The organism is Pseudoalteromonas sp. SWXJZ10B, assembly GCF_015864475.1.
GTDB lineage: Bacteria > Pseudomonadota > Gammaproteobacteria > Enterobacterales > Alteromonadaceae > Pseudoalteromonas > Pseudoalteromonas arctica.
The window spans coordinates 153,292-163,820 of sequence record NZ_JADYXD010000009.1 but is presented as its reverse complement, the minus strand read 5'-3'; the positions used below and the strand labels follow the sequence as shown (position 1 = coordinate 163,820).

Sequence of the window (10,529 nt, the reverse complement as noted above, 5' to 3'; positions counted from 1 at the left end):
GTAAACGTTGGTACAATCGGCCACGTTGACCACGGTAAAACTACACTAACTGCAGCAATCACTAACGTACTTGCAAAAGTATACGGCGGTGTTGCTAAAGATTTCGCATCAATCGACAACGCTCCAGAAGAGCGCGAACGTGGTATCACTATTTCAACGTCTCACGTTGAATACGATACTCCTTCACGTCACTACGCACACGTAGATTGTCCTGGTCACGCCGATTATGTTAAAAACATGATCACTGGTGCTGCTCAAATGGACGGCGCGATCTTAGTAGTTGCTGCGACTGATGGCCCTATGCCACAAACGCGTGAGCACATCCTTCTTTCTCGTCAAGTTGGCGTTCCTTACATCATCGTGTTCATGAACAAATGTGACATGGTAGATGACGAAGAGCTACTTGAACTAGTAGAAATGGAAGTTCGTGAACTTCTTTCAGAATACGATTTCCCAGGTGATGACTTACCTCTAATTGCTGGTTCTGCGCTTAAAGCGTTAGAAGGCGAGAAAGAGTGGGAAGATAAGATTGTTGAACTTGCAAACGCACTTGATACTTACATCCCAGAGCCAGAGCGTGACATCGATAAGCCTTTCATCATGCCTATCGAAGACGTTTTCTCAATCCAGGGTCGTGGTACTGTTGTAACTGGTCGTGTTGAAGCTGGTATCATCCGCATCAATGACGAAGTAGAAATTGTTGGTATCAATGATACAACTCGTTCTACTTGTACTGGTGTTGAAATGTTCCGTAAGCTTCTAGACGAAGGTCGTGCTGGCGAAAACATCGGCGCACTTCTACGTGGTACTAAGCGTGAAGACGTTGAACGTGGTCAAGTACTAGCTAAGCCTGGTTCAATCAACCCACATACTACATTCACTTCAGAAGTATACGTACTTTCGAAAGATGAAGGTGGTCGTCATACTCCATTCTTCAAAGGTTACCGTCCACAGTTCTACTTCCGTACAACTGACGTAACTGGTGACGTACAGTTACCAGATGGCGTAGAAATGGTAATGCCTGGTGATAACATCAAGATGACAGTAACTCTAATCGCACCAATCGCGATGGATGAAGGTCTTCGTTTTGCTATCCGTGAAGGTGGTCGTACTGTAGGTGCTGGTGTTGTAGCAACTATCGTAGCGTAATAATTAACTTTAAAGTTAATTGTTAGAAAAAGGTCACTCAGGTGGCCTTTTTTAATGCCTGAAGAAAAGTGTCATATGAAGGTGGCGCTCTTACCTTAGGCGTAGGTGCTTTGTAGCAATTATCGTAGCGTAATAATTAACCTTAAAGTTAATTATTAGAAAAAGGTCACTTAGGTGGCCTTTTTTAATACCTGAAGAAAAGTGATTGGCTTTTCGTTATAACTTTATTGCCGTAGCTTGGATTGAGTTTTACGAAACCCGAGGAAAAAGATTGCTGAAAATAACTACGCAGTTAATGGACTATTTAATACGTTAAAATGATCATGCTTTTAATAAAATTGGTACCAATAAAAAGCACGGCTAGGCCGCGCTTATATTGAATTAGCTTTTGGTACTTTAGCCAATAACTAATATACGCTAAAAAGCTTTAATTTTTCTTCGCATATTCTTCAGCTTGCTTTAAAACTCTTAATAAATTACCGCTAAGAATTTTTTTAATATCAGCATCGCTGTAATCTCTATCCATTAAACCTTGAACAAGGTTAGGGTAGCTAGATACATCTTTTAAACCGATAGGTAATGAATCGCCTACTCCATCATAATCAGAGCCAATACCTACATAATCAATACCAATTAGCTCAACTACGTGATCAATATGATCAAGTACTTGCTCAAGGCTTGCAAATGGGTAAGGGTTTTTAGCACGGTAGGCAGCATCAAAATCTTTGCTTAATTTAGTCCCGTCTTTTTTAACCGACTCTTTTGTGCTTTTTAACTGCTTGCCCCAACTACCTGCTTTAGCGGTAACAAAACTTGAGCCAAAGTTGATTTGAATAACACCGCCATTTTCTTTAAGTGCCAATAGCATGTCGTCATTCATATTACGCTCAAAGCCTGGCGTGTATTTACGAAGTGATGAATGTGAGGCAATTACGGGTGTTTTAGAGAGATCCATAACCTGATAAAACGCATCATCAGAAATATGTGATACGTCGATTAACATACCAATATTATTCATTTCAGTAATTAGCTTTTTACCAAATGGGCTTAAACCTTTCCATTTGCGGCGAATATCATAAGACGAATCCGAAATATGGTTGCTTTGCGAGTGCGCTAGCGTGATGTAGCGAATACCGCGGTCGTAAAAGTGCTGAAGGTTTTTCATATCTCCTTCGATAGGAGAGCCATTTTCCATACCCATTGCAATAGACAGCTTACCTTGCTTAAACTGCTCTTCTATATCAGTGCTTGAGCTGGCAATAGCAAACTTATCGGGTGCGCGCTGGGCTATAGCTTCCATACTATCAATCATTTGATTGGCTAGTTGGTAGCTTTTTCCTTTACCTTCAAATTCCAAATGCGCAGGAATATAAATCGACATAAACGGTGCGTTTAAACCGCCTTTTACAGCGCGAGGGTAGTCAAAATCGCCATCAGTTGTCGCTTTAGTTACATCAACCCAGCTTTCGTGAATTCGATAAGGTACGTCGATATGGGTATCAATTAAAATGGTGTCTTTAGCGAGTTTAATTGCTTTGTCGGATGCTGTTATTGTTTGTTCTGCATGGACTTGACTAGTTAATGCTAGTGATACGGCTACCACTAGAGTGCTGAGTTTTATCATGTTTTGGCTCTTTGGGTAAAAAGCCATTGTGTACGTTCAATTCAAAAGTTACAAGTACTACACCTTAATCAAACGCCTCTGCTTGATGCTCTTCACTTTGCAGCGCTTTAAATTCGCCCTTAGAAATAATAGTAACTGACTCATGTAATTCCGAGAAAAACACCATTGCTTCGCCATTTTTAAGCTGTAGCTTAACTTGGTTAACTTTAGATTCAATGCTTGCTTCTACTTCGCCATAATCGGTGCCTTCGCGCAGTACATAGCTTTCTATTAGGTTGTATAGTGTATCTTTATCGAGTTGTTCAAAAGGGATAATCATAATTGCTCTTTGTTTGCGTTGCCTAAAACATGTTGCCCAAAATAGCATGGCACGGCTTTCTCTAACCAAAATATGGGCTTAAACGGATTTTTACCGCTAATAAAACCAACATGTCCGCCTTTGTCAGAGATGCGCAGCGTAACATGCTCACTTACATCTTGCCTACTCGGTACGGCCTTAATTGAGAGCATTGGGTCGTCTTTGGCATGAATAATAAGTGTGGGTATAGCGATATCTTTTAAGTACGGCATAGCACTGGCTTTACGATAGTAATCGTGGGCATTTTCAAAGCCATGTAACGGTGCTGTAAGTTGGTTATCAAACTCTAATAAATCATCAATATTCATTAATTGATCGGTAGTTATAGGAATTTGCTGCTTAATTTGTGGCAATTTACGTTGCATCGACTTTTTCATGCGATCGAGCAGATATTTTTGGTAAATTTTACCTAAGCTTTTACGAATAACATCGCTTGATGACGACAAATCATAAGGAGCAGATACCACCGCTGCAGCACTTAGTGGGCATGCTTGTGATTGTTCACCTAAGTATTTGGCCAGTACGTTACCGCCTAACGAAAAACCTACAGCGACCATAGTGCGCTCAGGAAACTGCAGCTTTAAGTGATTAATAAAAAAAGCTAAATCGGCGGTATCACCACTGTGATAAGCACGTGGAAGGCGGTTTACTTCAGTTGAGCAGTTTCTAAAGTGCATAAGCACAACTGCGTAACCTTGTTTTTTTAAGGCCTTCATCATGCCTTTGGCATAAAAGCTATTTATATTGCCTTCAAGGCCATGTAAAACAACGGCAAGTGGAGCGGTTTCGTTATGTGGAAGTGACCATGCGAGCTCAATAAAGTCACCATCAGGTGTATCAAGTTGCTCAAGTTCGTAGCGAGTGTGGTGAAATGGGCGGAAAAAACGCGGCATTATGGTTTGAACGTGACGATTGGTCATCCACCATGCTGGTTTGAACTGAGAGATCATGTTTGTACTACGCACTTTGTATTAAACGAAAAGCTAGTGTACCAAATTTTTCGCTTCAGAAAATAAAAAGCGCCTAACTAGTAAACTAATAAGGCGCTTTAGTGCGTCGTGCTTAATTTTGTTCGGGAATTTCTGCATCATGTATTTTTTTCAAAAAGAAAAAAGCAAAAAATATACACAAAGAAACAACGATGGTTAAAAACCCAAAAGACATAAATAAAACTGGATCTGTAAAAAAATCTCTAAAGAATACGTTCATGAGTTGTTCCCCTCGTTGTTGATGGGTTAATCATAGGCGGTGTTTGCAGGTCGCAACGTGATCGAGATCAAGTTATTTACATAAGCAGATATAGGGGTGAAGCTAAGTTGATTTAGATCATGCTTTAAAGGCTACTAAGTTATTACCACTGAGAGCTAAGAGAGTTTTTCACTTTACCTAAAAGCGTAGCGCTTTAAACTTTTTTGAGTAAACCACTTAAAGATTTTTTGCACAAAGAGAAAAGAATGAGAAGTAAATGAGGGTAGAGCAACAAACTGCTCAATATTTATATCTAAGTAATCTAGTTTGTTTTCCTCTAAAAGCGAAGCGCCTCTTAACTTCTTTGTGAATAAATTACTTAAAGGTCTTTGCGCAAAAAGAAGAAAAAGAGAAGTAAATGGGGGCAGGGTAATAAAATGCTGAGCTAAACAGCCGCTCAATATTTATATTTTTATCTAAGTAATCTAGTTTGTTTTCCTCTAAAAGCGAAGCGCCTCTTAACCTCTTTGTAAATAAATTACTTAAAGGTTTTTTGCACAAAGAAAATAGAATGAGCAGTGGAGGAGGGTATAAAAAGTCGCAGCCTAAGTGGCTTTCATATACAGCTCAATATTGTTTGGTTCTGCATGCTCGATTAATTCAAACTCATTTACTGCTTCAATCAACATATGTTGCTGTTGTTTTTCAAGCTTTAGCTCAGCGCTTAGTAACTCTGCGCGTATTGTGGCGTAATCACTTATCGTATTCTGATTAGCTTTTAAATAGCTACGAGCAGCGCGCAGAGGCTGTAATGCATAAGTATCAAATTCACTAACTACTTGCGTTAACTCATTTAGCTGTTGGGTATTAATACTTAAATTTAATGAGTCTAAATAAAGTAGCAATAAGCATAAATTAACATTTTTTCCTTGCTGGTTTTGTAGTGCCAGCAAGGTTGTTTGTTGCTCAGGCTTTGCGTACAAAGTGCACGCAAACTGCCAAAAATGGTCGCTATTGAGCAAGTTCATCGGCGAACGCCTGCTCTTTTTCTTCCATTTCTTCAAGTGCCATAAGTAACTCTTCTTCAACGTCGTTAAGTTTAGGTGTAAGCGTTGCTTGCTTGGCTAATAACTCTTTAAGCTTGGCTTTGTTGTCGTCGTTGTACAGTTCGTTATCACCTAAGGTCACTTCAACTTCACTTAATTCGGCGGTGAATTTATCGAGTTGCTTTTCAAGCTTTTCAATTTGCTTTTTAAGTGGCTGAATGGCTTTTCTAAACTCAGCCTCTAAGCGCTTTTGCTCCTTACGATTAACACCTGGGTTTGCTTTAGGCTCGTCGGTTTGCTGCGCTTTAACCGCTTCTTTATTCGCATTAAGTAGCCATTGGTAATATGCATCTAGGTCGTAACCAAACTGGGTTACTTTGCCGTCATCTACTAAGTAAAACTCATCGGCGGTATTTTTAAGCATATGGCGATCGTGCGATACGGTAACCATAGCGCCTTCAAAACCTTGTAGTGCCATAACAAGTGCATGGCGCATTTCTAAATCAAGGTGGTTAGTTGGCTCATCGAGTAGTAATAAGTTTGGTTTTTGATATACCAACATGGCAAGTACTAAACGTGCTTTTTCGCCGCCCGAAAACGGGGCTACAGGCTCAAGCGCTTTATCGCCAATGAAGGCAAAGCCGCCTAAAAAGTCACGTAGTGATTGTTCAGTGGCTTTTGGGTCTAGTCGTTGTATGTGCGTTATTGCACTGGCTTTTAAATCAAGCGATTCAAGCTGATGCTGCGCAAAGTAACCAATATTTAATCCGTGATGTTGAATAACTTTACCTGCTTGCGGCTCTAAATCACCAGAAAGCAGTTTAATTAACGTTGATTTACCCGCGCCATTTCGACCAAGTAAAGCAATTCGGCTACCTGGTACAAGGTTTAGCTCTATATTATTTAAAATAGTGACGTCACCATAACCCGCTTTGGCTTTATCTATTGTCATTAGTGGGTTTGGTAATGCTTTTGGCTCTGCAAACTCAAAGTTAAATGGCGAGTCGGCATGTGCTGGCGCTAGTTTTTCCATGCGTTCAAGTGCTTTTACACGGCTTTGTGCTTGTTTAGCTTTACTGGCTTTTGCTTTAAAGCGCGTTATAAACTGCTCAAGGTGCGCAATTTGATCTTGTTGCTTATCAAACATCGCTTGTTGTTGTAGCAAGCGCTCTGCTTTTTGGCGTTCAAACTGCGAGTAGTTACCTTTGTACACGTTGATAAGCTGCTTATCTACGTGCCAAATTTGATCAACCACCGCATCTAAAAACTCACGGTCATGTGATATAAGTACAAGGGTGCCGGTATAAGCACGTAAAAAACGCTCAAGCCAATAAACGGCATCTAAATCAAGGTGATTTGTTGGCTCATCAAGAAGTAGTAAATCGGCGTCGCGTATTAATGCTTGGGCAAGGTTTAAACGCATACGCCAACCACCCGAAAATGAGCTGACAGGGTTTTCTATAAGGTTATTGGCAAAGCCTAAGCCGTGTAATAGCTCACCGGCGGTTGATTCAATGCTGTAGCCTTTAATGTTTTCAAGCTGAATATGTACTTTGGCTTGTGTGTCGCCATCGTTGTTTTTCTCGGCCTCACGCAGTGCTATGCGCATTGCGTAGTATTCTGGGTGGCCTTGAAGTACATAATCAATCGCGCTTATTTCAAGTGCAGGTGTCTCTTGCTTAACAGAGGCAATAGACCAATCTTTTGGAATGCTGCAGTTACCGGCATCTAATTGCAGTTCTGATTTTAGTAAACCAAATAACGTTGATTTTCCGCAGCCATTAGCGCCAACAAGGCCTACTTTGTGCTCTGGGAATAACGTAGCTGATGCGTTTTTTAATAAGGCTTTACCGCCACGAAGTAGTTCTATTTCTGAGATTTGGATCATGAATGCGTTACTTTGCTGTGCCCTTGTTAAGTTGGCGCTATCATAACATAGAACTTAATGCTCTTATCAAGCGTATCAACAAGTGAAGTTATACGATAAAATAGCGGCAGTTCAAACCACAGGAAAAATGTTGTGAGACAAAAGAAGCGATTTATTGCTGGTGCATCGTGCCCTGACTGCAAAGCCATGGATACTATGATGCTATACAGAGAACATGATGTTGAAAAAGTAGAGTGTGTTGAGTGTGGTCATAAAATGGCGCAACCCGATAACGCTGTTCAGGCGTCTACTCGCCAATTTGAACAAGTAATTGGTGTATTTAAACCGGGCGACTAACCCGGTTTTTTATTGCCTAATTTTTACCGGTTTTAGTAATGCGGTGGAGGCGGCTCAGGTGCTTCAGACATCATAGACGATGATGACTGCGACTCTTTAATCTTCTCTGCTAGCAGCTCAGTTTGGCGTTTCATTTTTGCTAACAGTTGCTGGTGCACTTTTATTTCATCATTTAAGACTTCAATCGTTTCGTCTTGAAAAGCCACTTTGGCTTCAAGTTCCATTAAGCGATGTTCAATTGTGTTCATTATTCTCTCGTATAATAAATCGCTCTGCGATACCGCTGGAGCTTTCGGTTAACAACGACTTACCGTTATCTGTAAATGTCACATCTAGCACCACCGCCGATTTAGGCTTACTGCCTTCGCGCGGGGTAACCTGCCAAGTTTGAATCTTTTCACCGCTTGGTATTTGCCACAAATCTACGCGCTTATTTGGCGAGCCGGTTGCAAGCAAAGTGCCTTGTTCGTTAAAACGCACAGCAGTAAAAATTTTCTGACGCGCAATATACTTCAGTTTACTCACAAGATCACCTGTAGTCAGCTTCCATACATTTGCTTGTGCCATACTGTCGGCCGTAAACGCATAGCGACCCTGTGGATCGAGCGTCACTTGGGTAACACGCGTTGGGTGATTAAAACGATGAATTACTTGCCCTGTACGTGTATCCCAAAAGTAAGCAACATAATCGTTAGAGCCACTTAAGGCGTAGCGTCCGTTAGGTGATAGGTCAACGGTGTTAACTTTATCTTGATGACCTAAAAACTCAATACGACGTCCGGTTTCTAGGTTTACAAATACGACAACGCCGTCGCTACGGCCGTATAAAACACTACGGCCTTGATTGCTAATAGCAATATCGCGAATACTGGCTTTTTGTATTTTGTAATAACCTTTATTTTTGCCTGTGGCTATATCCCACACAGCAAACGTGTTTTTTTCGGCGGTAACAGCCACGCTGTTATCAAAAGCAATAGCAACGGCGTATACCAAACTGTCTTGATCTTGCTGCTGAAACCATTGGTATTTTAGTACCTGCTGTTGATTATCCCACAGGGCGACCCCATGGTTGATAGAGGAGATCAAACTGTATTTACCATCGTTTGAAAGTGTTGATGAAAACGCACCTTGTGCAGCATGTTCGTAACTTGCTACAGCGTGTTGTTTTTTATCGGTACAGGCGATGGCTAAAAAACAGCTAAATACGATTAAAAAAGTACGAAATATCGACATATTACAGGTATTTCCCCTTAACTCTTAGTGACTGAGAGGTTAGACTAGGACGCGTTAAATGCCTAGGTTGTTTGTCTAATCACTGGATATGTTTTTAGTTTAGCTAACAATGTGGAATTTAGTCATTAAACAAGCAGCCTATCATGTGGGCCGTTAATCTTTAACTAGTAATAATACATTAAAATGACAACTGCAAAGTGTGTCGGAGATTTAAAATGAAAAAGACGATTAGATTGTCATTGATTGCAGCGTCAGTTTTAGCGCTTACAGCTTGTAATCAAGAAGCAAAAAAAGAACAAGCTGAAGTTAAATTAGACACTGTAGAACAGCAACAAGCATACGGTATTGGTGCATCTGTAGGTAACTTTTTAAATAAAGACCTAGCAGACAAAACAGAAATTGGTATTGAGCTAGACCAAGCACTTCTAATCCGTGGTTTTGAAGATGCACTTGCTGGTAATGCAAAAATTGACGAAGAAAAAATTCGCGAAGTATTAACTGAACTAGATACATCAGTACGTACTAAGCAAGAAGAAAAAGCAAAAGTAGAGTCTGAAAAAAGCAAAGAAGCGGGTGTTAAATACCTAGCTGACAACGCTAAAAAAGAAGGCGTTACAGTAACTGAGTCTGGCCTGCAGTATGAAGTACTTAGCGAAGGCGATGGCGAAAAGCCAGTAGCAACAGACGTAGTTAAAGTACACTACAAAGGTACTTTATTAGACGGTACTGAGTTTGATAGCTCATATGCACGTAACGAACCTACAACTTTCCCTCTTAACCGCGTAATTGCTGGTTGGACTGAAGGTTTACAACTTATGTCAGTGGGTTCTAAGTACAAGTTCACTATTCCTTCAGAACTTGCTTACGGCGACCGTGACTTAGGTAAGATTCCAGCTAATTCAACACTTGTATTTCAAGTTGAATTACTTGAAATTCAAAATGAAGAAGCACCAGCACAATAATAAGTTTATTGTGTAAATGCAAAAAGGGACCTTAGGTCCCTTTTTTAATATGCGTAAATAACATATTAGTTTGCGTGATTAGAAAACAAGTTATCAATAAGCTCATCTTCAAGTGCAAAGCGTGCTTCTAATGCCTCACCAATAACAGACAAGTCATCATCAAAACCCTTTAACAAGTCTTCTTTGTCTACTTCAGCGTACTTATCATTAAAATCTAACGCTATGTCGGTTGTACTGGAAATACGCGGGTAAATAGAGTTTGCAAGCTCTTGGCTCTGTAAGCCCTTTTTTTCACATGCTTTTGCTATATCGTCATACACTTCAAAATGGCCCGCAGATAGGTAATCCATTAAAAGTTGGCAAAATGATTCAATTAGTTTTGGCTCTGGCAATGCTTGATCTTGTTTTTCGTACGGCGTAAAACCTGCAATTTTGCAATAAAGTACAATAAGGTCTTGGCGTTCGTTTAGCCATTTATCAATTACTGTGTGGCTACCACCCCATTTTTGTTGAGCTTTTTCTACACGCGTCAGCATAACTGTTCTCCTAGCTGGGTTGGTCTTTCAATTAGAATATAATAAGTTTATGTACATCAAGATATATTTAATTTGCGAGTATATCAACAAGTAAAGTTGAGCTACTTTGAGGGGTGTACCTTTTTATATAATCTAAGGCGAGGGATTTTATTTTAGGCAAGAAAAAACCACCAGTTACGGTGGTCTAATTTCTTTCATTGACTTGTTAT

At 40.2% G+C, this 10,529-nt stretch carries 11 protein-coding genes; 3 read left to right on the top strand and 8 right to left on the bottom strand.

Annotated elements, in window-relative coordinates:
- The coding region (gene tuf / locus I6F54_RS10825) for an elongation factor Tu (RefSeq protein WP_024589504.1) at positions 1 to 1,149 on the top strand (1,149 nt) is incomplete at its 5' end.
- A 427-nt stretch (positions 1,150 to 1,576) separates the two neighbouring features.
- Here tuf and I6F54_RS10820 read toward each other — a convergent pair.
- The 5 genes from I6F54_RS10820 to I6F54_RS10795 form a co-directional block, all read right to left on the bottom strand.
- A complete protein-coding gene (locus I6F54_RS10820; RefSeq protein ID WP_165729563.1) occupies positions 1,577 to 2,773 on the bottom strand; it encodes a dipeptidase in 1,197 nt (398 codons plus the stop codon).
- Positions 2,774 to 2,837: 64 nt separating this feature from the next.
- A complete protein-coding gene (locus tag I6F54_RS10815) occupies positions 2,838 to 3,092 on the bottom strand; it encodes a YheU family protein (protein ID WP_007582257.1) in 255 nt (84 codons plus the stop codon).
- Positions 3,089 to 4,081 carry a hydrolase gene (locus tag I6F54_RS10810; protein WP_165741905.1) on the bottom strand — a complete coding sequence of 331 codons (993 nt, stop codon included), beginning with the start codon at positions 4,079 to 4,081 and terminating at the stop codon, positions 3,089 to 3,091. The genes I6F54_RS10815 and I6F54_RS10810 overlap by 4 nt, the downstream gene beginning before the upstream one ends.
- 843 nt (positions 4,082 to 4,924) lie before the next feature.
- A complete protein-coding gene (locus tag I6F54_RS10800; protein ID WP_165729561.1) occupies positions 4,925 to 5,347 on the bottom strand; it encodes a TIGR02444 family protein in 423 nt (140 codons plus the stop codon).
- Positions 5,331 to 7,253 carry an ATP-binding cassette domain-containing protein gene (locus I6F54_RS10795; RefSeq protein ID WP_197141340.1) on the bottom strand — a complete coding sequence of 641 codons (1,923 nt, stop codon included), beginning with the start codon at positions 7,251 to 7,253 and terminating at the stop codon, positions 5,331 to 5,333. Before I6F54_RS10795 ends, I6F54_RS10800 begins: the two co-directional genes overlap by 17 nt.
- 132 nt (positions 7,254 to 7,385) lie before the next feature.
- Between I6F54_RS10795 and I6F54_RS10790 the strand changes: the two genes are divergently transcribed.
- Entirely contained in the window at positions 7,386 to 7,589 is a 204-nt protein-coding gene (locus I6F54_RS10790; protein ID WP_007378899.1) for a YheV family putative zinc ribbon protein, read from the top strand.
- Between the two features lie 32 nt (positions 7,590 to 7,621).
- On the opposite strand, the gene I6F54_RS10785 is transcribed toward I6F54_RS10790, so the two are convergent.
- Together I6F54_RS10785 and I6F54_RS10780 are read right to left on the bottom strand one after the other, a co-directional pair.
- Entirely contained in the window at positions 7,622 to 7,837 is a 216-nt protein-coding gene (locus I6F54_RS10785) for a SlyX family protein (RefSeq protein WP_007378900.1), read from the bottom strand.
- Positions 7,824 to 8,822 carry a WD40 repeat domain-containing protein gene (locus tag I6F54_RS10780; RefSeq protein ID WP_024589508.1) on the bottom strand — a complete coding sequence of 333 codons (999 nt, stop codon included), beginning with the start codon at positions 8,820 to 8,822 and terminating at the stop codon, positions 7,824 to 7,826. The genes I6F54_RS10785 and I6F54_RS10780 overlap by 14 nt, the downstream gene beginning before the upstream one ends.
- Positions 8,823 to 9,037: 215 nt before the next feature.
- On the opposite strand from I6F54_RS10780, the gene fkpA reads away from it, so the two are divergent.
- On the top strand, positions 9,038 to 9,784 hold the full coding sequence (fkpA, locus tag I6F54_RS10775) for an FKBP-type peptidyl-prolyl cis-trans isomerase (protein WP_197141332.1): 747 nt from the start codon (positions 9,038 to 9,040) through the stop codon (positions 9,782 to 9,784).
- A gap of 65 nt (positions 9,785 to 9,849) precedes the next feature.
- Here the strand turns inward: fkpA and I6F54_RS10770 are convergent, their stop codons facing one another.
- Positions 9,850 to 10,320: an Rsd/AlgQ family anti-sigma factor gene (locus I6F54_RS10770; RefSeq protein WP_007582240.1), complete on the bottom strand. Its 471-nt coding sequence runs from the start codon at positions 10,318 to 10,320 to the stop codon at positions 9,850 to 9,852.
- Positions 10,321 to 10,529 lie beyond the last annotated feature (209 nt).